Annotated in this window: 19 protein-coding genes and 1 pseudogene; 6 read left to right on the forward strand and 14 right to left on the reverse strand. The window is 67.7% G+C overall.

The window, feature by feature from the left end:
• Positions 1-24: 24 nt before the first annotated feature.
• The 5 genes from ACFO27_RS02695 to ilvD all read right to left on the reverse strand — a co-directional run bounded on the left by ACFO27_RS02695 (position 25) and on the right by ilvD (position 5,002).
• Positions 25-753 (reverse strand): amino acid ABC transporter ATP-binding protein, encoded by a 729-nt coding sequence (locus ACFO27_RS02695; protein ID WP_376815887.1) that lies wholly within the window; start codon positions 751-753, stop codon positions 25-27.
• Complete coding sequence (locus tag ACFO27_RS02700; protein WP_376815888.1) at positions 737-1,387, reverse strand: amino acid ABC transporter permease; 651 nt, start codon at positions 1,385-1,387, stop codon at positions 737-739. The genes ACFO27_RS02695 and ACFO27_RS02700 overlap by 17 nt, the downstream gene beginning before the upstream one ends.
• Positions 1,388-1,396: 9 nt before the next feature.
• Positions 1,397-2,155, reverse strand: coding sequence for an amino acid ABC transporter permease (locus ACFO27_RS02705; protein WP_376815889.1), 759 nt, complete (start codon positions 2,153-2,155; stop codon positions 1,397-1,399).
• Between the two features lie 44 nt (positions 2,156-2,199).
• Positions 2,200-3,021: an NAD-dependent epimerase/dehydratase family protein gene (locus ACFO27_RS02710; RefSeq protein ID WP_376815890.1), complete on the reverse strand. Its 822-nt coding sequence runs from the start codon at positions 3,019-3,021 to the stop codon at positions 2,200-2,202.
• Positions 3,022-3,145: 124 nt separating this feature from the next.
• Positions 3,146-5,002 (reverse strand): dihydroxy-acid dehydratase, encoded by a 1,857-nt coding sequence (gene ilvD / locus ACFO27_RS02715; protein WP_376815891.1) that lies wholly within the window; start codon positions 5,000-5,002, stop codon positions 3,146-3,148.
• 205 nt (positions 5,003-5,207) lie between these two features.
• On the opposite strand from ilvD, the gene ppc reads away from it, so the two are divergent.
• Entirely contained in the window at positions 5,208-8,063 is a 2,856-nt protein-coding gene (ppc, locus tag ACFO27_RS02720; RefSeq protein ID WP_376815892.1) for a phosphoenolpyruvate carboxylase, read from the forward strand.
• 148 nt (positions 8,064-8,211) lie between these two features.
• On the opposite strand, the gene ACFO27_RS02725 is transcribed toward ppc, so the two are convergent.
• The 8 genes and pseudogenes from ACFO27_RS02725 to ACFO27_RS02760 form a co-directional block, all read right to left on the reverse strand.
• Entirely contained in the window at positions 8,212-9,123 is a 912-nt protein-coding gene (locus ACFO27_RS02725) for an EamA family transporter (protein ID WP_376815893.1), read from the reverse strand.
• 22 nt (positions 9,124-9,145) lie between these two features.
• Positions 9,146-10,429 carry a TRAP transporter large permease gene (locus tag ACFO27_RS02730; protein WP_376815894.1) on the reverse strand — a complete coding sequence of 428 codons (1,284 nt, stop codon included), beginning with the start codon at positions 10,427-10,429 and terminating at the stop codon, positions 9,146-9,148.
• On the reverse strand, positions 10,420-10,869 hold the full coding sequence (locus ACFO27_RS02735) for a TRAP transporter small permease (RefSeq protein WP_376816390.1): 450 nt from the start codon (positions 10,867-10,869) through the stop codon (positions 10,420-10,422). The genes ACFO27_RS02730 and ACFO27_RS02735 overlap by 10 nt, the downstream gene beginning before the upstream one ends.
• Before the next feature lie 133 nt (positions 10,870-11,002).
• Positions 11,003-11,980: a TRAP transporter substrate-binding protein gene (locus ACFO27_RS02740; RefSeq protein WP_376815895.1), complete on the reverse strand. Its 978-nt coding sequence runs from the start codon at positions 11,978-11,980 to the stop codon at positions 11,003-11,005.
• A gap of 135 nt (positions 11,981-12,115) precedes the next feature.
• A complete protein-coding gene (locus tag ACFO27_RS02745; RefSeq protein WP_376816391.1) occupies positions 12,116-12,988 on the reverse strand; it encodes an SMP-30/gluconolactonase/LRE family protein in 873 nt (290 codons plus the stop codon).
• 48 nt (positions 12,989-13,036) lie between these two features.
• Positions 13,037-13,855: pseudogene (locus ACFO27_RS02750) on the reverse strand (NAD-dependent epimerase/dehydratase family protein); the annotation flags it as partial.
• Between the two features lie 16 nt (positions 13,856-13,871).
• Positions 13,872-14,777, reverse strand: a complete 906-nt coding sequence (gene kdgD / locus ACFO27_RS02755; protein WP_376815896.1) for a 5-dehydro-4-deoxyglucarate dehydratase — start codon at positions 14,775-14,777, stop codon at positions 13,872-13,874.
• Positions 14,778-15,088: 311 nt separating this feature from the next.
• Positions 15,089-15,823: a FadR/GntR family transcriptional regulator gene (locus ACFO27_RS02760; protein ID WP_376815897.1), complete on the reverse strand. Its 735-nt coding sequence runs from the start codon at positions 15,821-15,823 to the stop codon at positions 15,089-15,091.
• Between the two features lie 237 nt (positions 15,824-16,060).
• Between ACFO27_RS02760 and garD the strand changes: the two genes are divergently transcribed.
• Positions 16,061-17,581: a galactarate dehydratase gene (garD, locus tag ACFO27_RS02765; RefSeq protein ID WP_376816392.1), complete on the forward strand. Its 1,521-nt coding sequence runs from the start codon at positions 16,061-16,063 to the stop codon at positions 17,579-17,581.
• A 16-nt stretch (positions 17,582-17,597) separates the two neighbouring features.
• Here garD and ACFO27_RS02770 read toward each other — a convergent pair whose 3' ends face one another.
• Positions 17,598-18,872, reverse strand: a complete 1,275-nt coding sequence (locus tag ACFO27_RS02770) for a glucarate dehydratase family protein (RefSeq protein ID WP_376815898.1) — start codon at positions 18,870-18,872, stop codon at positions 17,598-17,600.
• 332 nt (positions 18,873-19,204) lie between these two features.
• Here ACFO27_RS02770 and ACFO27_RS02775 point away from each other — a divergent pair, with 332 nt between their 5' ends.
• From ACFO27_RS02775 to ACFO27_RS02790, 4 genes are all read left to right on the forward strand, one after another.
• The gene (locus tag ACFO27_RS02775) at positions 19,205-20,377 is read left to right on the forward strand and encodes an extracellular solute-binding protein (RefSeq protein WP_376815899.1); all 1,173 of its coding nucleotides are present in this window, start codon (positions 19,205-19,207) and stop codon (positions 20,375-20,377) included.
• Positions 20,378-20,456: 79 nt separating this feature from the next.
• Positions 20,457-21,536: an ABC transporter ATP-binding protein gene (locus ACFO27_RS02780; RefSeq protein WP_376815900.1), complete on the forward strand. Its 1,080-nt coding sequence runs from the start codon at positions 20,457-20,459 to the stop codon at positions 21,534-21,536.
• Complete coding sequence (locus tag ACFO27_RS02785; protein WP_376815901.1) at positions 21,533-22,408, forward strand: ABC transporter permease; 876 nt, start codon at positions 21,533-21,535, stop codon at positions 22,406-22,408. Before ACFO27_RS02780 ends, ACFO27_RS02785 begins: the two co-directional genes overlap by 4 nt.
• Before the next feature lie 5 nt (positions 22,409-22,413).
• The gene (locus ACFO27_RS02790) at positions 22,414-23,307 is read left to right on the forward strand and encodes an ABC transporter permease (protein ID WP_376815902.1); all 894 of its coding nucleotides are present in this window, start codon (positions 22,414-22,416) and stop codon (positions 23,305-23,307) included.
• Positions 23,308-23,309: the final 2 nt, after the last annotated feature.

Here is a 23,309-nt window from a genome sequence, read left to right on the forward strand (position 1 = left end):
CCCACGCGGCGCGGGGATGATTCTTCATAGGCCGTTGCCTATGAAATCCTGCAGTTCCCGCGTCTGCGGGTGAACAAGGATGTCGGGTCCGCCGGTCTCCCAGACCTGCCCCTGGTGCATGAACACGATCCGGTCGGCCACGCGCCGGGCGAAGGCCATCTCGTGCGTCACCAGGACCATGGTCATGCCGCCCTCGGCCAGCTTCTCGATGACTTTCAGGACCTCGCCCGTCAGCTTCGGATCCAGGGCCGAGGTCACCTCGTCGAACAGCATCACCTGGGGCTCCATCGCCAGCGAGCGCGCGATCGCCACGCGCTGCTGCTGGCCGCCCGAGAGCTGCTCGGGATAGCTGTCGTACTTTTCCAGCAGGCCGACGGTTTCCAGCACCTGGCGGGCACGCTCCTCGCAGGCCTTGCGCGGCAGCTTGCGCACGTGGCGCAGGGCCAGGGTGATGTTGCGGCCCACCGTCAGGTGGGGGAACAGGTTGTAGCTCTGGAAGACGATGCCCACGTCCTTGCGCAACTGCCCCAGATCGACCTTGCCGCCGTCCAGCTGGTGGCCGCACACCTGGATGCGGCCCTCGTCGATCGACTCCAGGCGGTCGATGCAGCGCAGCGCCGTGCTCTTGCCCGACCCGCTCTGGCCGATGATGGCCACCACCTCGCCCCGGGCGATGTCGAAGGACACGCCCTTGAGGACCTGGTTCGAGCCGAAGGACTTGTGGACGTTCTGCAGACTAACGACGGCCGACATTGAGCTTTTTCTCCATGGTTCGGCTCCACTTGGACAAGGGGTAGCACAGCAGGAAATAGAACCCGCCCACCAGCGCGAACACCAGGAACGGCTGGAACAGGGAGTTGTTGATGATCTGCCCGGCGCGGGTCAGTTCCACGAAGCCCACCACCGAGGCCAGGGACGTGGACTTGATGACCTGCACCAGGAAACCCACGGTGGCGGGCAGCGACAGGCGCACCGCCTGGGGGATGACGACCAGGATCAGCGACTGCCAGCGGGAGAATCCCAGGCATTCCGCGGCTTCCCACTGGGTCTTCTCGATGGACTCCACGCTGCCGCGCCAGATTTCCCCCAGGAAGGCGCTGACGTACACCATCAGGGCGATGCCGGCGGCGAACAGCGGCGGCACGTCGATGCCGAAGATGCCGACGCCGAAATACACCACGAACAGCAGCACCAGCAGCGGGATGCCCTGGATCGTCTGGATGAACAGGGCCGCCGCCGCCCGGACCGCCAGCAGGCGCGAGACGCGCGCCAGCATCACGCCGAAGCCGGCGAACGAGCCCAGGACGAAGGACAGGGCCGACAGCACCAGGGTCCAGCCCAGGCCCTTGAGCAGATAGACGAACTGCACCAGGCTGAATTCATCCACGGCGATCTCCTAGGCGGTCCCGCGCGGCGCGACGGCCTGGCGGCGCGCCGCGGACCCGGGGCGCCCCCCGGCCGTGCGCGTGGCCCGCGCGGCGCGGGCCACGGCCCGGCGGCGCCGGAACAGCATCACTCCACCCAGCCAGAACAGCGCCTTGAGCAGCACGGCCAGGCACAGGTACAGGAAGGCGACGACGATGTAGGTTTCCAGCGACAGGAAGGTGATGGACTGCACATTGTTGGCCACGCCGGTCAGCTCCTCGGCCGAAATCTGCGAGGTCACCGAGGACATCAGCATCATCAGGACGAACTGGCTGGTGATGGAGGGATAGACCTTCTCGAAGGCCGGCAGCATGACGACGTGCCAGTAGATGCGGGCGCGCGACAGGCCCAGGCATTCGGCCGCCTCGATCTGGCCGGGCGGCACCGCGTCCATGCCGGCGCGGATGATCTCCGCCGAATACGCGCCCACGTTGATGACCATGGTGATCACCGCCGCCACCGCGGCCGGCATGGTGTAGCCCAGGCTGGACAGGCCGAAGTAGAAGATGAAGATCTGCACCAGGAACGGCGTGTTGCGCACGGTCTCGATGTAGGCCCCGCACAGCCCCGAGAGCCAGCGGCTGCGGCCGCGCCGGCCGATGGCGCACAGGATGCCCAGGATCAGGCCGAACACGGTCGAGGCCAGGGTCAGTTCCAGGGTGGTCAGCGCGCCGTCCAGAAACATTTCCCAATACGGCGCCAGGCCGGAAAAATTGAAGGTGTAGCGCACGCCTGGCCTCCCGCTGTACGTCTTAAAGATAAGACATCGTATATTCAGGAAGGCGCATCGACCGGATCGAAAGGCCCCTGGGCCGTGAAGACCCCGCCCTGCCAGACCATCACCGGGTCGTCGGCCGCCGGCATGGGCTGGCGCTCGATCGACGCGCGGAAGGCCTCGGACGTGTCCCTGGGCTCATAGCCCAGGTGCGCCGCCAGGCGGTTGTCCCACCAGGCATCCTTGTTGCCGGACATGCCGAAGACGATGGTGTGGCCGATGCCGGGCGTGAACAGGCCCCGGCGGATCAGCTCGGTCAGGTCCCGGTAGCTGAGCCAGATGTGCATCATGCGGCGGTCCCTGGGCTCGGGAAACGACGAGCCGATGCGGATGGACAGCGTCTCGATGCCGTAGCGGTCGTGATAGAAGCTGGCCATGCCCTCGCCATAGACCTTGGACAGGCCGTAATAGCCGTCGGGGCGCGTGGGCATGGCGGCGTCGATCGTCTCGGATTGGCGATAGAAGCCCACCGCATGGTTCGAACTGGCGAAGATCACGCGGCGCACGCCATGGCGGCGCGCGGCCTCGTAGATGTGGAAGACGCCCTTGATGTTGGCCTCGAGGATTTCCTCGAAGGGCCGTTCGACCGACACGCCGCCCATGTGCACGATGGCGTCGCAGCCCCGGACCAGTTCGTCCACGGCCCGCCGGTCGGCCAGGTCGCAGGGATGCAGTTCCTCGCCCTCCCCGGCCTCGCCCAGCGGCTGGACGTCGGACAGGCGCAGGACGCGCGCCATCGGCTTGAGCGTTTCGCGCAGCACGCGCCCCACGCCGCCGGCCGCGCCCGTCAGCAAGAGCCGTTCGAACCTGTTTTCGCCCACGCTGCCTCTCCATGCGATTCAAGATTGCTTGACCGCATTGTGATACGTCATCGTATGACTATGAATCGGGAATTACCCTGAATACCGTGGCGGCGGTCCATGGACCGCCGCCACACGGACCGCATCAGCCCAACTGCCCGACGTCGCGCACCGCCCCCCGGTCGGCCGAGGTCGCCAGCGCCGCGTAGGCCCGCAGCGCCTGGGAGACTTCCCGCTGGCGGTCCACGGGCTTCCAGGCCTTCGGACCGCGCGCCTCCATGGCGGCGCGGCGCGCCGCCAGAGCTTCCTCGCTGATCGCCAGGTGGATGCGGCGATTGGGAATGTCGATCTCGATGGTGTCGCCGTCCTCGACCAGGGCGATGTTGCCGCCTTCGGCCGCCTCGGGCGAAGCATGGCCGATCACCAGGCCCGACGAGCCGCCGGAGAAGCGGCCGTCCGTCAGCAGGGCCGCGCACTTGCCCAGGCCCATGGACTTCAGGTAGGACGTGGGATACAGCATTTCCTGCATGCCAGGGCCGCCCTTGGGGCCTTCGTAGCGGATGATGACCACGTCGCCGGCGCCGACCTCGCCGCCCAGGATGCCCGCGACCGAGGTTTCCTGGCTTTCGTAGACGCGCGCGCGGCCGGTGAAGGTGAGAATGCTTTCGTCCACCCCGGCCGTCTTGACGATGCAGCCGTTGGGCGCCAGGTTGCCGTACAGCACGGCCAGGCCGCCGTCCTGCGAATAGGCGTGCGCGCGGTCGCGGATGCAGCCGCCCTCGCGGTCCAGGTCCAGGGTCTCGTAGTAGCGGTCCTGGCTGAACGCGGTCTGGGAGGGCACGCCGCCGGGCGCCGCGCGATAGAAGTCCGCCACGCCGGCGCCATGCTCGCCGCGCACGTCCCAGCGGCGGATGGCCTCGCCCAGGGTGCCGGCATGCACGTTGCCCACGTTCAGGTCCAGCAGGTCCGCGCGGGCGAGTTCCGCCAGGATGCCCATGATGCCGCCCGCGCGATGCACGTCCTCGATGTGGTAGTCGGGCGTGGCCGGGGCGACCTTGCACAGGCAGGGCACGCGGCGCGAGATCCGGTCGATGTCGGCCATGGTGAAGGCCACGCCGGCCTCCTGGGCGGCGGCCAGCAGGTGCAGCACGGTGTTGGTGGAGCCGCCCATCGCCACGTCCAGCGTCATGGCGTTGCTGAAGGCTTCGAACGTCGCGATGCCGCGCGGCAGGACGGAGGCGTCGTCCTGCTCGTACCAGCGCTTGCACAGCTGCACGATCAGGCTGCCCGCCAGTTCGAACAGCCCCTTGCGCCGGGCATGCGTGGCCACCACCGTGCCGTTGCCCGGCAGCGACAGGCCCAGCGCCTCGGTCAGGCAGTTCATGGAATTGGCCGTGAACATGCCCGAACAGGACCCGCAGGTCGGGCAGGCGCTGCGCTCGACGGTCTCGGCCTGCTCGTCGGTGATGTCGGGGTCGGCGGCCTCGATCATGGCGTCGACCAGGTCCAGCTTGCGCACCACGGTCTTGCCGTCCTTGGCGATGACCTTGCCGGCTTCCATCGGACCGCCGGACACGAACACGGTGGGGATGTTCAGGCGCATGGCGGCCATCAGCATGCCCGGGGTGATCTTGTCGCAGTTGGAGATGCAGACCATGGCATCGGCGCAGTGCGCGTTGACCATGTATTCGACCGAATCGGCGATCAGTTCGCGCGAAGGCAGCGAATACAGCATGCCGCCGTGCCCCATGGCGATGCCGTCGTCCACCGCGATGGTGTTGAATTCCTTGGCCACGCCGCCGGCCGCCTCGATCTGGCGCGCGACCAGCTGGCCCATGTCCTTCAGATGCACGTGGCCCGGCACGAACTGGGTAAAGGAATTCACCACGGCGATGATGGGCTTGCTGAAGTCCCCGTCCTTCATGCCGGTGGCGCGCCAGAGGGCGCGGGCGCCGGCCATGTTGCGGCCGTGGGTCGAAGTGCGGGAACGGTAATGCGGCATGGCGGCTGTCCTGGAAACTGAAGGGGCAAAAGCGCTTATCATAAAGGATCCTCTGAACCAGTCCTCACGCCGCATGCATCTGCGGCTTCGGGCCGTCCGCAGCGCCCGCTTTCCGCCCGACTGATTCAGAGCATCCTGGTTCCTCCCGTCCGGCAACACGGGGCGGGCAGGCCGCGCATGACCTGATTCCGACGATGGAGACCCCGTGAAGCCCGCAACCCCGAACGAAACCATTTCCCCCCTGCGACAAGACATCCGGATGCTGGGCCGGACCCTGGGGGAAGTCATCCGGGACTGCGAGGGCCGCGCCGTCTACGACGTGATCGAAAAGCTGCGCCGCGCCGCCGTGAAGTTCCGCCGCGAGGGCCAGGACCGCGACGGCCGCATGCTGGAGCGCCAGATCCGCCGCCTGGCCGACGGCGAGGCCAATTCCGTGGCGCGCGCCTTCAGCTACTTCCTGCACCTGTCCAACATCGCCGAGGACCGCGACCAGACCCGCCGCCAGCGCCGGCAATGGCAGGCCGAAGGCCCTGCCGTCCCGGGCAGCCTGCGGCACGCCGTCGACCTGCTGCAGGCCGCCGGCCTGTCCGGTGCGCGCATCCGCCAGCACCTGGCCTCGGCCTGCATCGTGCCGGTGCTGACGGCGCACCCCACCGAAGTCCAGCGCAAGAGCACACTGGACCTGCACCAGGCCATCGCCCGGCACCTGCGCCAGCTGGACACGCCGCACGCGCCGCTGGAAGCCGCCCGGCTGCGGGAACGCCTGACCGGGCTGATCGCCGCCCTGTGGCAGACCCGCATGCTGCGCCAGAGCAAGCTCACCGTGCTCGACGAGATCGACAACGCCCTGTCCTACTACACCAGCACCTTCTTCAGCACCCTGCCCCAGCTCCACCTGGACATGGGAGCGCTGCTGCGCAAGCCGGCGCGCACCGTGTTCGACGTGGACAACACGCCGCTGCCGCCCTTCGTCCACATGGGCAGTTGGATCGGCGGCGACCGCGACGGCAACCCGAACGTGGACGCAGGCACGCTGGAACAGGCGCTGCTGCGCCAATGCGTGCATGTGCTGCGCTACTACCTGACCGAGGTCCACGCCCTGGGCGCCGAACTGTCGGTCTCGCAGTCCCTGATGCGCGTCACCCCCGCCCTGGCCGAACTGGCCGCCGCCAGCCAGGATCCGTCGCCCCACCGCCAGGACGAGCCCTACCGGCGCGCCTGCATCCACATCTACGCCCGGCTCGCCGCCACCGCGCGGGCCCTGACCGGCCGGCGCCTGGCCCGGCGCACCATCTACGACGCCCCGGCCTACGGCACGGCCGCCGAACTGGCCGAGGACCTGCGCATCGTGGCCGAATCGCTGGACACGCACCACGGCGCCCTGGTCGCGCGGCTGCGCCTGACGCACCTGCGCCAGGCAGTCGGGATCTTCGGCCTGCACCTGGCCACGGTGGACTTGCGGCAAAGTTCCGACGTCCACGAGCGCGTGCTCGACGAGCTGATGCGCCATGTCCACGTGACCCTGGACGGCAAGCCCGTGCGCTACGCCAGGCTGTCCGAGGCCGACCGCGTCCGCGTGCTGCGCCAGGAACTGCGCGAGCCGCGCCCCCTGGTCTCGCCCTGGATCGAATATTCGGCCGAGACGACCAAGGAACTGGCCATCCTGCGCATGGCCGCGGACTGCCGCCGCCGCTTCGGCGCCGCCGCCCTGCGCCAGACCATCGTGTCCCACACCGAGACCCTCAGCGACCTGCTGGAAGTCCTGGTGCTGCAGCAGGAAACCGGCCTGATCGCCCCCACCACGGCCAGCGACGCCACTCCCGACAGCGGGCTGATGGTGGTGCCGCTGTTCGAGACCATCCCCGACCTGGAGCGCGGCCCGGACATCATGGACGCCTGGCTGTCGCTGCCCGAGGTCGCCGCGCGCGTGCGCCACGCCCAGCACGGCATCCAGGAAGTCATGCTCGGCTATTCCGACAGCAACAAGGACGGCGGCTACCTGACCTCGAACTGGTCGCTCTACCAGGCCGAGCGGCGCCTGGTCGAAGTCTTCCGCAAGCACCGCACCCGCCTGCGCCTGTTCCACGGGCGCGGCGGCTCCGTGGGCCGGGGCGGCGGTCCCAGCTACGATTCCATCCTGTCGCAGCCTCCGGGCACCGTGAACAACCAGATCCGCCTCACCGAACAGGGCGAGATCATCCAGGGCCGCTACAAGGACGCCGAGGTCGGACGCTCGCACCTGGAGCTGTTCGTCGCCGCCACCCTGGAGGCCAGCCTGGCGTCCGGCTCCCCGGCCTCCCGGGCCGAGGACGACCACGCCGCCCGCTACGGCGAGGCCATGGCCTGGATGTCGGAAACCGCCCGGCGCGCCTACCGCGACCTGGTCTACGGCACGGAAGGCTTCACGGACTATTTCTTCGCTTCGACGCCGATCCGCGAAATCGCCGGCCTGAACATCGGCTCGCGCCCGTCCTCGCGCAAGACCCTGCAGCGCATCGAGGACCTACGCGCCATCCCCTGGTCGTTCTCCTGGGCCCAGTGCCGCCTGCCCCTGCCCGGCTGGTACGGCATGGGCACGGCGCTGCGGCGCTACCTGGCCGAGGGCGGGCCCGACCAGGCCCTGTCGCCAGAGGAACGCCTGGAACGCCTGCGGGCCATGGCGCGGGACTGGCCGTTCTTCCGCACGCTGCTGTCCAACATGGAGCAAGTGCTGGCCAAGACCGACCTCGCCATCGGCCGCGCCTACGCCGAACTGGTGCCCGACAAGGCCCTGCGCAAGCGCATCTTCGAACGCATCGCCGCCGAATACCAGGCCACGCTGGACGCCTTCCGCACAGTCACCGGCCACGACCTGCTGGCGCACGACGAGCCCCTGCGCAGCGCCCTGGCCGAACGCTTCGCCTACATCGACCCGCTGAACCACCTGCAGGTCGAGCTGCTGCGCCGCGTGCGCTCCGGCCACGCCTCCGCGCGCCGCGCCGACGAGCAGGAATCGCGCGACCAGCGCGCGATCCACATGACCATCAACGGCATCGCCGCAGGGCTGAGGAACTCGGGATGAGGCCGGACACGAAATAGTCCCCGCGGACTATTTCGTGCCTGCCGAATCGAAGCGGCCTGCAGGCCGCGACGTGGGGAGCTGCCCCAATCCTCGACGATCCGTGCCTGCCGAATCGGAGCGGCCCGCAGGCCGCGACGCGGGCACTGCGTCAGTGCCGCTTCGAATACGCCAGCAGCACGATGCCGCCCAGCACCACGGCGCCGCCCAGCAACTGCAAACCGCCGAAGACCTGATCCAGCATCAGCCAGCCGAACAGCAGGCTGGCCACGGGCTCGATGTTCATCACCGGCGCATTGCGCGCCATGTCCAGGCGCGGCACGAACACGAACAGGACCGTGAACGCCGTGGCGTACAGGACCGACAGGGAGGCCAGGGCGGCCCATCCCTGGCCGCTGGCCGGCGGATCCATGCCGCCGGGCACCACGCCCGCCGAACCGGCCGCCAGCATGCCGCAAAAGACGATCAGGATGGTATAGAGGCTGCGCACCGCGCCCGGCAGGGCCGAGAGGCGATGCTCGGTGATCCACAAGCCGCCGGAGAACACGCAGGCGGCCATGAAGGCGAAGCCGATCCCCGCCTTCCAGGCCGGCGCCATGGAATCCGCCGTCGACAGCCACGCCGGCAGGTCCAGCACCAGCACCAGGCCGCACAGGATCAGTCCCATCAGCAGGCAGGCGCGCCGCGTCGGTGGCGAACCGCCGAGCGCCCAGGTCAGCAGGGCCAGCAGGATCGGGAACGTATTGCCGATCAGCAGCGCCAGGGCGACCGGGATGCGGGCCACGGCCGAGTACAGGCACAGGCTCTGCGTCGCGATCAGCAGGCCGAGCACGATCTGCCATTTGGCCAGGCCGGGCGCCAGGCGCAGACGCGGCTGGCGCCATAGCACGAACCCCGCCAGGGCCAGCAGGGTCAGGCCCGAACGGCAGACGATGGCCAGCAGCAGGCCGGCCTGGTCGTCGAAGGCGAGGCGGGCCGCCACGTGGTTGGCGGCGAACAGCGCGCCCACGGCCAGCAGGGTCGCCACGGCGGCGCGCCGCGGCAGCACAGCGGTAGACGTCATGCGGGAAAGCTCCGGAAGAAGATCAGGACAGCAGGAGACCGGGCAGCCACAGGGAGAAGCCCGGCACGTAGGTGACCAGCGCCAGGGCCACCAGCAGGGCGCCATAGAAGGGCCAGATCGTGCGCATCACCGTCCCCACCGACACCTGCCCGATCGCGCAGCCGATGAACTGGGTGGTCCCCACCGGGGGCGTGTTCAGTCCCAGCGCGCAGTTCAGCAGCATCACGATCCCGAACTGGACCGGTCCCATGCCGTACTGCATGCAGATGGGCAGAAAGATCGGCGTGCAGATCAGGATCGTGGCGGCCATGTCGAGAAAGGTACCCAGCACGAACAGCGCGATGTTCACCATCAGGAAGATGGCCCAGGGACTGTCCGAGACCGAGGCCATCAACGCCCCGGTCTTTTCGGCCACGCCATAGAAACCGATCAGGTAGCCGAAGGTCGCCGAGATCCCGATCAGCAGCAGCACCACGCCGGTCGTCTTGACGGCCTTGGCCGCCGCCGCGACGAACTGCCGCCACTTCAGGGTGCGGTAGACCAGCGCGGTCAGCAGCAAGGCATACAGGGCCGCCACGGCCGCCGATTCCGTCGCCGTGAACACGCCGCTCAGGATGCCGGCGATGATCAGCACGATCACCAGCATGCCGGGCAGCGCCGCCGCCAGCGAATGCAGCACGATCGACCACCCCGGGAACGTGCCGGCCGGATAGCCGCGCTTGCGCGCGACCAGATAGGCGGCCACCAGATTGCAGAACGTCAGCAGGATGGCGGGCACGACCCCGGCGGCGATCAGCGCGGCGATGGACACCTTGCCGCCCGCCGCCAGCGTGTAGATGATGATGTTGTGGCTGGTCGGCATCAGCGCGCCGACCAGCGCGGCGTGCGTGGTCACGTTGACGGCATAGTCCGCGTGATAGCCCTCGCGCTTCATCATCGGGATCATGACCGACCCCATGGCCGACACATCGGCCACCGGCGAGCCCGACACCCCGCCGAACAGGGTGCAGGCCAGCACGTTGGACATGCCCAGGCCGCCGCGCACATGCCCCACCAGCGCCTTGGCAAAGGACACGATGCGGTCGGCCACCCCGCCATACAGCATCAGCTCGCCCGTGAAGATGAAGAATGGAATCGCCAGGAACGAAAAGGCGTTCATGCCCGAGGTCATCTGCTGGAACGCCACGGCGATGGGCAGATCCTCGTAGACGATGGCGGTGATCGAGGCCAGCCCGATCGCGAAGGCGACCGGCACGCCGATCACCAGGAAGACCGTGAAGGCCAGGGAAAGAATGGTCAGCGCCATGAGGGTTCCACCTTCTTGTTGCGCAGGACTGCGATGATGTGTTCGGCGGAAAAGAGCATGATCAATCCGCCCGCGATCGTGGCCGGCATGTATTTCCAGCCTTCGGACAGGCCCAGGTTGGGAATCTTGTAGGCATGCACGGATTCGGCCAACAGGGCGCAGTTCCAGGCCATGAGCAGGCCGAAGACCAGCACCAGCGCGTGGATCGCCACGAGCATGACACGGCGAGGCTCGGCGGGCACCATCTGCAGCAGGGACTCGAAACCGATGTGGGTGCCGTCACGCACCCCCACGGCCGCGCCCGTCATGGTCACGTACAGGACCAGCAGCAGCGACAGGCTTTCGGCCCAGGTCGGCGTGTCGTTGAGCACATGACGGCCGAAGACCTGGAACAGGACGGCCGCCAGCAAGGCGATGATGCCCGCGACGCTGAGCATCATGCACAGGCGCGCCAGGCGGGCGCAGGCCCGCGTGTAGCCGTCGGACCATCGGGTCCACCTGCCCGGCGCGGCGGAGGCGCGGCCGGCGGCCGCCTCCATGCCGGCCAGGCCGGAATCGGAGGCGCGCCCCACTTTACTTCACCGCCTGGATGCGCTTGACCAGGTCACGCATCTCGTCGGTCGTGACGAAGCGGTCGTAGACCGGCTGCATCACGCTCTGGAACGAGGCCTTGTCGGTCTCGACCACCTCGGCGCCCGCCTTCTGCACGATTTCCAGGGACTTTTTCTCGCGTTCGGCCCACAGCCGGCGCATGTAGGGCACGGACTCGCGCGCCGCGTCCAGAATGATCTTGCGATCGGCCTCGGGCAGCTTGTCCCACTGGCGCTTGGAGAACAGCAGCATCTCGGGCGTCATGGTGTGCTCGGTGCGGGAGAAGTACTTCGCCACTTCGTAGTGGTGCCCGCTTTCGTAGCTGGGCGAGTTGTTCTCTGCCGCGTCGATCAGGCCGGTCTTCAGCGAGGTGTAGACCTCGCCCAGGGGCATGGGCGTCGCATTGGCGCCGATCGCCTCGATCATGGCCACCGACAGGTCGGACTGCTGCACCCTGATCTTCATGCCCTTGGTGTCGGCCACGCTGCGCACCGGCTTGGGGGAATACATGGAACGCGCGCCGCTGTCGTACCAGGCCAGGCCGACGAAACCGGCTTGCTCGCAGGATTTGAGCATCTGGTCGCCGATGTCGCTGTCGAGCACCTTGTGCAGGTGTTCCGTCGAGGTGAACAGAAACGGCAGGGACGGCACGCGGGTGACTTCGCAGATGTTGTGCATGGCCGCGCTGCTGACGCGGGCCATGGTCAGCGCGCCGAGCTTGACCTGCTCGATCGAGTCGTTCTCGCTGCCCAGCGCGCCGCCGGAGAATACCTTGACGGTGATCCGCCCGTTGCTGCGTTCCTTGATCAGCTCGCCCATCTTCTTGACCGCCAGCACCGTGGGATAGTCATCGGGATGAATGTCGGCCGAGCGCAACTCCAGTGCCCGGGCCGTCCCGGCGGACAGCAGCATGCCGGCGGCGACGGCCAGCGCCGCGCGTTTCAGATTCAAGTAGGTCATGTCTTCCTCTCTTCGTTCGAAGTATGGTTTTGTGTTTTGGAACTGCTTTTTGGCACTGCTTCAGGGACCGCGGGACACTGTGGCAAAAGCGCCCGCAAAAACAAGGCGGCCCGCAAATGCGGGCCGCCGGGTGAATCAAAGGGCGTAGGCGGATTCCTCGACCCCGGTGACGCCGGGCCGCAGGGCGAACACCGCGCCGTCCAGCGCATGCGGGGCCGCATCCGGCAGACGGATCGAGGTCACGAACAGGGTATCCAGGCCATCGCCGCCGAAGGCGCACATGGCGGGCTTGGCGACCGGCACCCGCAGGCTGCGGTCCAGCCGGCCCTCGGGCGTGTAGCGGTGCACCATGCCCGCGTCGTTGCCGCAGATCCAGTAGCAACCCTCGGCATCGATGGCCGCGCCGTCGGGCCGGCCGCCGGCCAGCGCTTCGATGAACAGGCGGCGGCCGCTGGGCACTCCGGTGTCGATGTCGTAGTCGCAGGCCCAGACGCACTGCCGCGACCCATGGGAATCGGACAGGTACATCGTGCGCCCGTCGGGGCTGAACGCGGTGCCGTTGGGCACGATCAGGTCTTCGCCCATGCGATCCAGACGCAGTCTTTCGCCGCGGCCGGTCATGCGGTACAGCGCGCCGACCGGGGCGCCCTGCGCCATGTCCATCAGCATGGAGCCGACCCAGAAGCGTCCTTGACGGTCGCAGCGGCCATCGTTGAAGCGCATGCCGGGCCGCGCATGATCGACGCCCGTCCAGCGCTCCGTCGCCAGGACCTGGCCGGCGTCCAGGCTCAGGCGATAGATGCCGTCTTCCATGGCGCCGATCCAGCCACCTTCGCACAGCCGGGCGATACAGCCGATCTGCTGGCCGGCGCGCCAGCTGGTGTGCTGCTGGTCGCGCAAGCGCCAGCGATGCACGGCGCCGGCCTGCACGTCGATCCAGTACAGGGCCTGCTCGCCCGGGTGCCAGACCGGGCTTTCGCCCGTCTGGTTGCGCAGGTGCACGACCAGTTCGGCCTCGCCCGCGGAGCGCGTGGCGCGCCGCGCGGGCGGCGTCTTTTCATAGGGACCGGCGGCGGTGAAGGCGCCACCCTGATAGACCATGTCGGGATCGTCGGCCGGCGGCGCCGGCTGGCGCTCGACTTCGGCACGGAAGGGCTCGGAACTGTCCTGCGGGACATAGCCCAGGATGGCGGCGCCGGAGTTGTCCCACCAACCGTCGCGGTTGTCCGAGGCGCCGTAGACCACGGTGTGGCCCACGCCCGGAGTGAACAAGCCGCGCCGCACCAGATCGGTCAGGTCGCGGTAGCTGAGCCAGGTGTGCATCATCCGGCGATTGCGCGGCGCCGGAAAGGACGAGCCGATGCGCACGCTGACGGTCTCGATCCCATAGCGGTCGTGATAGAAGGACGCCAGGTCCTCGCCGAAGGACTTGGACAGGCCGTAATAGCCATCGGGACGGCGCGGCGACCTGCTGTCCAGCCGCACGCCCTGCCGATAGAAGCCGATCACGTGGTTGGAACTGGCGAACACGATGCGGCGCGCCCCGTGCCGGCGTGCGGCCTCGTAGATGTGGTACGTGCCCCGTATGTTCGCCTCGATGATTTCCTCGAAGGGCCGTTCCACTGAAATGCCGCCCAGGTGCACGACCGCGTCGACGCCTTCCATGAGGGCATCCACCGCGTCCTTGTCCGACAGATCGCAAGCCACGATCTCCTCGTGGGGCCCCTCGGACGGCGCCATCGGGGCGATGTCGGACAGCCGCAGGACCCGCGCATAGGGCCGCAGCGTCTCGCGCAGCACCTTGCCCAGGCCGCCGGCCGCGCCGGTCAGCAGGATGCGGTCATAGGTTCGCGCGGCGCCGGTATCGTCTGCCATGTTCGCCGTCCTTCGTTCAGAGCGCCTCGATCAATTCGCGCAACGCGGCCTCTTCCTGGGGATTCAGGTCCATCAAGGGCGCGCGCACCGGGCCGGCTGGATGCCCGACGATGCGGGCGCCGGCCTTGACGACGCTGACCGCGTACCCCTGCTTGCGATTACGGATTTCCAGCATGGGCAGGAAGAAGGTGTCCAGCAGACGGCCGGTGGTCTCGTGATCCCCGGACCGGACCGCTTCGTAGAACTTCATGGCCGTGGCGGGAATGAAATTGAACACGGCGGAAGAGTACACCGGCACGCCCAGAGCGCGGTAAGCCTCGGCGAAGACTTCGGCCGTCGGCAGGCCGCCCAGATAGGCGAAACGGTCGCCCAGCCGGCGGCGCACCCGGACCATGTTCTCGATGTCGCCCACGCCGTCCTTGAAACCGATCAGGTTCGGGCACTCGTCGGCCAGCTGTTCCAGCACGGAGGCCGACAGGCGGCACTGGCCGCGGTTGTAGATCACCACGCCGATCTCGACGGACCGGCAGACTTCCTTGACGTGCGCGGCGATGCCGTCCTGCGGCGCCTCGGTCAGGTAGTGCGGCATCAGCAGAATACCGGCTGCGCCCTGGCGCTGGGCTTCCTGGGCGAAGGCGATCGCCGTGCGGGTCGGGCCGCCCGCCCCCGCCAGGATCGGCGTGTGCCCCTGGCAGGTGCGCACGGCCGTGTCCACCACCCGGGAAAACTCATCCAGCGTCAGAGAAAAATACTCGCCCGTGCCGCCGGCCGCGAACAGGGCGCGGGCGCCGTAGGGCATCAGCCATTCCAGGCGGGCCTGGTAGCCCTTGGGGTCGAAATCCCCCTGGGCGTCGAAATCCGTGACGGGGAACGACAGCAGCCCGTCCCTCAGGATGTCCTTCAATTCCTGGCAAGTCGTCATATGCGTGGTGTCCTCTGATCCGGGATGGCGCGTCTCGCTCCATCCTCTCTTGTTCATGTCGTACGTTATCATATGACATCAGATGACAAGGAACAAGCGGAATCCATCCGGACTAGTACATACCCTGATATAGGAGTGGAATACGTGGCGATTTCACCAAAAAATCGATCGGCATCCGGATCATTCCTTCTTATACGATGACATATCTATGAGAAGTCCGGACAGATGCCAACCGCGCATGCCACGCAGCCCCGCTGCCGGCGCGGGGCTGCGGCGGGGATGACGGATGGCGGCGGCGGGCCGGGCCGGCCTCAGGCGCCCTGCTCGGCCGCTTCCTGGGCGCGGCGCAGGCGTTCCCGGCTGTTGGTGAGATGCGTGCGCATCGCGGCGCGGGCCGCGTCGGGATCCTTGCGGACGATGGCGTTGTAGATGTCCTCGTGCTCGACGTGGACGCGGCCGAGATAGCCGGTGCGGTCGTCTTCCGCCAGGGCCGCCGAATCGACGCGCGTCCGGGGAATGATGGCCTTGCCCAGCTGCTTGAGGATGTCGTGGAAATAGCGGTTGCCAGTCGCCGTCGCCACCGTCAGGTGGAAGGCCACGTCCGAGACCACCGCGTTGCCGGTCTTCTTGCGCACGTGTTCGGCGAATTCGTCCAGGATGCCGCGCAATTGCTGGACCTGGGCGTCGGTGCGCCGCAGCGCGGCCAGCCCCGCCGCCTCGGTTTCCAGGCTGATCCGCAATTCCAGGATCGCCAGGACGTCCAGCATGGTCAGGATGTTTTCCGTGCGGATGCGCAACTGCTGTTCGTTGCGCGGTTCGAGCAGGAAGGTCCCGATGCCGTGCCGGGTCTCGACCAGGCCGGCGGCCTGCAGGCGCGAGATCGCCTCGCGGATGACGGTCCGGCTGACGCCGAAGGATTCCATCAGCGCGGACTCCGTCGGCAGCTTCTCGCCGACGTGGAATTCGCCGTGGCGGATGCGCTCGGACAGCGCGGCCACGACATTCTGGGTGAGATTGCGCGAACGGCGGGCAGGGACGGAGGCCATGGGCGGAGTCTATGGATGCGGACAATTCATGATACTGCATTCTCGAAGAGATAACTCATACGATGACATATTATTATTCTTGTCAATTAATGAACTCCAGAAGCCTACCACCGTAGTACAAGGGTCTTGATCATCAGGCTTCGCAGGATTGTCAGTGGAAATCACAAGTTGTATGATGAGATCATCATAAGGAGACTCTTCGTGCATTCCCCCAAACCGACCGTCCAGGTCCCCCGCATGATCCGCATGCGCGCGGGCGACAACGTCGCCATCGTCGCCAACGACCGGGGGCTGCCCGCGGGCGCCCGCATCGCCGACGGTCCGACCCTGCTCGAAGCCATCCCGCAGGGCCACAAGGTCGCCCTGTGCGACATCCCCGAGGGCGGCGCCATCGTGCGCTACGGCGTCGTCATCGGCCACGCGACCAAACCGCTGCCCGCCGGCAGCTGGGTCTACGAGGCCGTGATGCGCATGCCGCCGGCGCCGTCCCTGGACGACCTGCCCATCTGCACGGCCCCGGTCCCCGACCTGGAGCCCCTGACCGGCTATACCTTCCAGGGCTACCGCAACGCCGACGGTTCCGTGGGCACCCGCAACATCCTGGCCATCGCCATGACGGTGCAATGCGTGGCCGGAGTGGCGGACATCGCCCTGGACCGCATCCGCCGCGAACTGCTGCCCCGCTATCCGAACGTGGACGGCGTCGTGGCGCTGCACCACGGCTACGGCTGCGGCGTGGCCATCGACGCCCCCGGCGCCTCCATCCCGGTGAAGACCCTGCGCCACATCGCGCAGAATCCGAACTTCGGCGGCGAAGTCATGCTGGTCAGCCTGGGCTGTGAAAAACTGCAGCCCGAGCGCCTCATGCCCGAGCGCTTCAAGGACCACGGCGAGACGCACCCGGACCTGGTGCGCCTGCAGGACGAGCGGCACGTCGGCTTCGGCAGCATGATCGACGACATCCTGGCGATGGCGGAAACCCACCTGGAACGCCTGAACCGGCGGCGCCGGGAAACCTGCCCGGCCTCCGACCTGGTGGTGGGCGTGCAGTGCGGCGGCAGCGACGCCTTTTCGGGCGCCACGGCGAACCCGGCGGTGGGCCACGCCGCCGACCTGCTGGTGCGCGCGGGCGCCACCGTGATGTTCTCCGAGGTCACCGAAGTCCGGGACGGCATCGACCAGCTGACGGCGCGCGCGGCCACACCCGAGGTCGCCCGCGACCTGATCCGCGAAATGGCCTGGTACGACGATTACCTGCGGCGCGGCCAGGCGGACCGCAGCGCCAACACGACCCCCGGCAACAAGCGCGGCGGCCTGTCGAACATCGTCGAGAAGGCCATGGGCTCCATCGTCAAGTCCGGCAGCACGCCCATCCGCGGCGTGGTGCCCCCGGGCGAACGCGCCCAGGGCAAGGGACTGCTGTACGCCGCCACCCCGGCCGGCGACTTCGTCTGCGGCACCCTGCAGCTGGCGGCCGGCATGAACGTCCACATCTTCACCACCGGCCGGGGCACGCCCTACGGCCTGGCCGAAGTCCCGGTGATCAAGGTCGCCACGCGCTCGGACCTGGCGCGCCGCTGGCACGACCTGATGGACATCGACGCCGGCCGGATCGCCACCGGCGAGGCCGGCATCGAGGACCTGGGCCAGGAATTGTTCGAGCGCATCCTGGAGGTCGCCAGCGGCCGCAAGACCTGGACCGAGCACTGGGGCATCGTCAACGATCTGGTGCTGTTCAACCCCGGCCCGGTCACCTGACCGGGACGGCCGTGCATCAGAAGCGCGGCGCCTTGCCGCTCCAGCCAGGCTGGTACTTGCGCATCTGCGCGGCGTCGTCGCGCGAGCGGATGCCGCAGCTCAGGTACTGCTCATGCAGCCGCGCCAGGGCGTCCTGGTCGATTTCCAGGCCCAGGCCGGGAGCGTCGCCCAGCACGATGGCGCCGTCATGGAAGCTCAGGTGCCCCCCCACGATGACTTCCTCGTCGGGATCCAGCCAAGGATAGTGCGTGTCGCAGGCGTAGCTCAGGGTCGGCACGCTGGCGGCCACGTGCGCCATGGCCATCAGGCTGATGCCCAGGTGCGAATTGGAATGCATGGACAGGCCCATGCCGAACACCTCGCACATGCGCGCCAGCAGCTGCGTGTCCCGCAGCCCGCCCCAGTAGTGGTGGTCCGACAGGATGATCTGGCAGCCGTTGGCGGAAACGTTGTCGCGGAACTGGGCCATGTCCGTGACCACCATGTTGGTCGCCAGCGGCAGGCCGGTCGCCCGATGCAGCGCGGCCATGTCGGCCAGCGTCGGGCAGGGATCCTCGTAGTATTCCAGCAGGCCGTCCAGCCGCTTGCCCATCTCGATCGCGGTGGCCAGCGACCAGTTGCCGTTGGGATCGATGCGCAGCGGCATGCCCGGGAAGCGGGCCGCCAGCGCCTTGACGCATTCGACTTCCTGTTCGGGCTCCAGCACCCCGCCCTTGAGCTTGATGCTCTGGAAACCATACCGGCCGATCATGGTCTCGGCCTGGGCCACCAGTTGCGCGGGCGTCAGGGTCTCGCCCCAGGCGTCATCCGCATAGGTCGGATCGACGTGGTGGGCATACTTGAAGAACAGGTAGGCGCTGAAGGGCACCGCGTCGCGCGCGCGGCCGCCCAGCAGGTCGACCAGCGGCGCGCCCAGATGGCGGGCCTGCATGTCCATCAGGGCGACTTCCAGCGCGGAATAGAGCTTCTGGACGTTCTTGGCCGGGTCGGTCCCGGGCGCGAGCTTATAGGCCGTGTTGGCGCTGACCTGGGTGCGGGCCACGGTGTCCTGGACACGCCGGCGCAGGCCGTTCAGGTCGAAGGGATCCAGGCCGATCAGGCTCGGTTCCAGGGCCCGCAGCAGTTCGATGATGGGCGCGTCGCCATAGGTTTCGCCCAGGCCGGTCAGGCCGGTGTCGCTTTCCAGTTCGATGATGGTGCGCAGCGCATAGGGCTCGTGGATGCCGGCGGCGTTCAGCAGCGGGGGATCCTTGAATGCGATGGGCGTGATCTTGACAGTCTTCAGTTTCATGGGAGGCCTTGCGGGGACGGAAAGAAAGCATGTTGTCGTATGACATGGAGACTGTAGATTCACCCGGAAATCCAGCACTACTAGGGAATATACTGATACGCAAGGCGTGCTCTTGCTTTTATCCATATTAATCAATTGATTATATGGATTTCTTATTTTTTCCACATCATCTTCCAGACCCTCCCCGTGCAAAAAAATGTTGTCCTCCGAACCCATCAACTTATATGATGACTTACGAGAAGAACGACCCGGCCCCATGGGTCGCGGCCGGACCGGGCGCCACCGCCCGCCGGCTCCTTCCACGCACAGGCGAACACCCTAGGAGACAATCCATGAAAGGCATCAAGCAGTCCCCGCGACTGGGACGATTCCACGCGCTGGCGGGCGCCCTGGCCCTGACCGGCGCCGCCCTGTCGGCCCACGCCGCCCCCGTCACGCTGAACGTCGTCGACGTGGCCGGCAACCTGGCCCTGACGCAGAAGGCCCTGGAAGCCTTCCGCGACCAGCATCCCGACCTGGTCTCGAACATCACCTTCACCAACGCCCCCTCGCCGCAGCTGCCCGGCAAGATCAAGGCCATGCAGAAGGCCGGCCGTTCGGACATCGACCTGGTCCTGACCGGCACCGACGCCCTGGCCGCCGGCATCGAGCAGGATCTCTGGCTGAAGCTGCTGCCCGACCACGAAGCCGAATTCAAGGGCATCCTGAACCAGTACGCCCGCGGCCCCGCCCGCATGCAGGAACTGGCCCAGGGCTACGGCCTGGAGGTCACCTTCATGCCGGCCGGCCCGCTGCTGGAATACAACCCGGCCAAGGTCCAGAATCCGCCCAAGACCCCGGCCGAACTGCTGGCCTGGTGCAAGGCCAATCCCAACAAGCTGATCTACGCGCGGCCGGCGAACTCGGGCCCGGGCCGCACCTTCCTGATGGGCCTGCCGTACCTGCTGGGCGACAAGGATCCCTACGACCCGATCAACGGCTGGGACAAGACCTGGCAGTTCCTGAAGGAACTGAACGACTGCGTGCCCTACTACCCCGGCGGCACCTCGGCCGTGATGAAGGAACTGGGCGAAGGCAGCCGCGACATGACGGTGACCGTCACCGGCTGGGACATCAACCCGCGCGCGCTGGGCGTGGTGCCCGCCGAGTTCAAGATCCAGGCCTTCGACAACTTCACCTGGGTCAACGACGCGCACTACATGGTGATTCCCAAGGGCGTCTCGGCGGAAAAGCAGCAGGTCCTGTTCAAGCTGCTGAAGTTCATGCTCGAACCCAAGCAGCAGGCCATGACCTATGACTCGGGCTACTTCTACCCGGGTCCGGCCATCCGCGACGTGCCCCTGTCCGCCGCCCCGGCCGAAAGCCAGGAAGTCATCAAGAAGTTCGGCCGTCCGGAATACGACGAGCTGATCGCCCGCCGCCCGAACGCCGTGCCGCTGAACGCCAAGGCCATGGTCGACGCCTTCCACAAGTGGGATACCGAGATCGGCGCCCTGAAGAAGTAAGCAGTCGCTTTCCCGTGAACGGCCGCCCGCCTGCCCCTCCCGGGCGCGCGGGCGGCCCGACCTCCCTGGATCAAGGATCATGAATCATTCTTTTCAACAGCTGCGTCTGGACGCCGTGGGCCGGAAGTTCGACACGGCATCCGGTTCGGCCGTCGCCGCCCTGAGCGGCCTCAGCCTCGACATCCAGCGCGGCGAGTTCATCGCCCTGCTGGGACCGTCGGGCTGCGGCAAGTCGACCGCCCTGAACTGCCTGGCGGGCCTGACTTCGCTCAGCGAGGGCAGCATCTGGCTGGACGATACCCGCATCGACGTGCTGCCGCCGGAACGGCGCGGATTCGGCATGGTGTTCCAGAACTACGCGCTGTTTCCCCACATGTCGGTGCGCGAGAACGTGGGCTTCGGACTGCGGATGCGCGGCGTGCGCAAGGACGAGATCGTCCGCCGCGTCCAGTCGGCCCTGGCCCTGGTCCAGCTGGAAGGCCACGAGCACAAGCTGCCGGGCCAGCTGTCCGGCGGCCAGCAGCAGCGCGTCGCCATCGCCCGGGCCATCGTCATCGAACCGCCCGTGATCCTGATGGACGAGCCGCTGTCGAACCTGGACGCCAAGCTGCGCATCGAGATGCGCGCGGAAATCCGCCGCATCCACCGCCAGCTGGAACGCGCCACCATCTACGTCACGCACGACCAGGACGAGGCCCTGTCGATGGCCGACCGGATCGTGGTCATGCGCGCCGGCTCGGTGCAGCAGATCGGCGCCCCCCGGGAAGTCTACGGCCGGCCGCGCAACCTGCACGTGGCGCGCTTCATGGGCTACCGCAACGTGGTCGACTTCCGCGTCGTGCGGCGGGTCGACGACGGCGTGTCCATCGAACGCAGCCAGGTCCAGCTGAACGCCACGGCCATCGGCGACCTGGCCGGCCGCCAGGAAGTCGCCGTCGCCATGCGGCCCGACGATTTCCAGATCGCCGCGGCGGGCCAGGCCAACAGCATCGACGCCACGGTCCGCTCCCTGGAATTCGGCGGACGCGATTCCCTGCTGTCCGTCGCCACCGCCCTGGGCGACCTGTACGTGCGCCTGCCGGGCGCCTTCGCGCCGGGCGACCGCATCCGGCTGCACATCCCGGCCGACCGGGTCCTGGCCTACGCGGAGGCCGCATGAGTTCGACCACCCTGACCGTCGCGCCCACGGGGGACCGGCGCGGCTGGCTGGTGGCGCCGGCCGTCCTGGTGCTGCTCGCCCTGTTCGTCTACCCCTTCATCTACGGCGTCGTCATTTCGACGCAGCCGCTGGAAGGCGGCGGCTTCTGGGCCAACTACACGCACTTCTTCACCACGCCATCCCAATGGGGCACGCTGTGGGTGACGCTGAAGCTGGCCGTGCCCGCCACGCTGATCAACGTCGGCCTGTCCGTGCCGGTCGCCTTCGCCCTGCGCCGCAACAGCCGCTCGCAGCGCATCGTCACGACGCTGCTGGTGATTCCGATCACCCTGGGCACCGTGCTGGTCGCCGACGGCATGCTGACCTTCTACGGCCCGGCGGGCTGGTTCCCGCAATTCCTGCAGGGCCTGCACCTGTACATGGACGAGGTCCGACTGACCCATAATTTCTGGGGCGTGCTGATCTCCCTGGTGATCTCCGGCTTTCCCTTCGCCTTCCTGCTGACCCTGTCCTACATCTCGGGCATCGACCCGACGCTGGCCCGGGCGGCGGGCACGCTGGGCGCGGGCCCCTGGAACCAGTTCCGCCTGATCTACCTGCCCCTGCTGGTGCCGGGGCTGTCGATGGCCGCCGCGCTGTCCTTCGTCCAGGCCTTCGCCGTGTTCCCGTCGGCCATCCTGCTGGGCGCTCCGGCGGGACCGACGCGAGTGATCTCCATCGCCGCCTACGAGGCGGCCTTCGAACAATACGACTACGGCATGGCCTCGGCCATCGCCATCGTCATGGGATTCGTGCAGCTGCTCATCGTCTGCGCGATCTTCGCGTTCCGGCGCGCTTTCTACAGCGGGCCGGCCACCAGCGGCAAGGGTTGACGATCATGAACGCACAAACACTCCCGACGACTTCCCGGACCGGCCTGCCGGCCTCCGCCTCGCCCTCGCGGCGCTGGGGCTGGCTGTGGCGCGCCACGATCTGGACCGTCATGGGCTTCTTCCTGCTCAACGTCGTCTTCATGATCGCCACCGTGGTGGTCAATTCGGTGGCGACGCGCTGGTTCGGCACGCCGCTGCCCGAAGGCTTCACGCTGTCCTGGTACGGCCGCGCCTGGGACGACTTCCAGCTGGCGCACGTCCTGGTGGTGACGCTGGAAGTCGTCGCCGCCACGGTCCTGCTGTCGATCCTGCTGGGCGTGCCCGCCGCCTACGCGCTGGCCCGCGCCCGGTTTCCGGGCAAGCGCCTGGCCATGCTGCTGATCCTGCTGCCCATGATGGTGCCGCCGGTCACCTACGGCATTCCCATGGCCACGGCGATGTACCAGATCGGCGTCGGCGGCACGCTGACGGGCGTCATCCTGTCCAACCTGGTGCCCGCCCTGCCCTTCGTGATCCTGGTGATGACGCCCTTCATCGAGCAGATCGATCCCGGCCTGGAATCCGCCGCGCGCATCTTCGGCGCCAACACCTACCAGTATTTCCGCCACGTGCTGCTGCCCCTGCTGGTGCCGGGCATGCTGGCGGCGGGCCTGCTGGTGCTGGTGCGCACCATCGGCATGTTCGAGCTGACCTTCTTCACGGCGGGACCGGATTCCCAGACCCTGGTCGTGGCGCTGTACTACGCGGTGTTCTCCACCGGCGTGCGCGCGCCGCAGGCGATCGACGCGATGGCGATGATCTACATGGCCATCACCCTGCTGTGGGTCTTGATCGCCCTGCGCTTCGTCAGCCCGACGCAACTGGTCAGCCGCGTCAAGGAAGCGCCCCGCGAGGCATGAGC

Origin of the sequence: Castellaniella denitrificans, assembly GCF_042653765.1 — a bacterium.
In the GTDB taxonomy this organism is placed as follows: Bacteria; Pseudomonadota; Gammaproteobacteria; order Burkholderiales; family Burkholderiaceae_B; genus Castellaniella; species Castellaniella denitrificans.

Excerpts from the sequence above, each read along its gene's own strand:
- ilvD (WP_376815891.1), bottom strand. The coding sequence starts at position 5,002 with ATGCCGCATTACCGTTCCCGCACTTCGACCCACGGCCGCAACATGGCC.
- ACFO27_RS02775 (WP_376815899.1), top strand. The coding sequence starts at position 19,205 with ATGAAAGGCATCAAGCAGTCCCCGCGACTGGGACGATTCCACGCGCTG.
- ACFO27_RS02790 (WP_376815902.1), top strand. The coding sequence starts at position 22,414 with ATGAACGCACAAACACTCCCGACGACTTCCCGGACCGGCCTGCCGGCC.
- ACFO27_RS02780 (WP_376815900.1), top strand. The coding sequence starts at position 20,457 with ATGAATCATTCTTTTCAACAGCTGCGTCTGGACGCCGTGGGCCGGAAG.
- ACFO27_RS02725 (WP_376815893.1), bottom strand. The coding sequence starts at position 9,123 with ATGACGTCTACCGCTGTGCTGCCGCGGCGCGCCGCCGTGGCGACCCTG.
- ACFO27_RS02740 (WP_376815895.1), bottom strand. The coding sequence starts at position 11,980 with ATGACCTACTTGAATCTGAAACGCGCGGCGCTGGCCGTCGCCGCCGGC.
- ACFO27_RS02760 (WP_376815897.1), bottom strand. The coding sequence starts at position 15,823 with ATGGCCTCCGTCCCTGCCCGCCGTTCGCGCAATCTCACCCAGAATGTC.
- ACFO27_RS02735 (WP_376816390.1), bottom strand. The coding sequence starts at position 10,869 with ATGATGCTCAGCGTCGCGGGCATCATCGCCTTGCTGGCGGCCGTCCTG.
- garD (WP_376816392.1), top strand. The coding sequence starts at position 16,061 with ATGATCCGCATGCGCGCGGGCGACAACGTCGCCATCGTCGCCAACGAC.
- kdgD (WP_376815896.1), bottom strand. The coding sequence starts at position 14,777 with ATGACGACTTGCCAGGAATTGAAGGACATCCTGAGGGACGGGCTGCTG.
- ACFO27_RS02785 (WP_376815901.1), top strand. The coding sequence starts at position 21,533 with ATGAGTTCGACCACCCTGACCGTCGCGCCCACGGGGGACCGGCGCGGC.
- ACFO27_RS02730 (WP_376815894.1), bottom strand. The coding sequence starts at position 10,429 with ATGGCGCTGACCATTCTTTCCCTGGCCTTCACGGTCTTCCTGGTGATC.
- ACFO27_RS02770 (WP_376815898.1), bottom strand. The coding sequence starts at position 18,872 with ATGAAACTGAAGACTGTCAAGATCACGCCCATCGCATTCAAGGATCCC.
- ACFO27_RS02695 (WP_376815887.1), bottom strand. The coding sequence starts at position 753 with ATGTCGGCCGTCGTTAGTCTGCAGAACGTCCACAAGTCCTTCGGCTCG.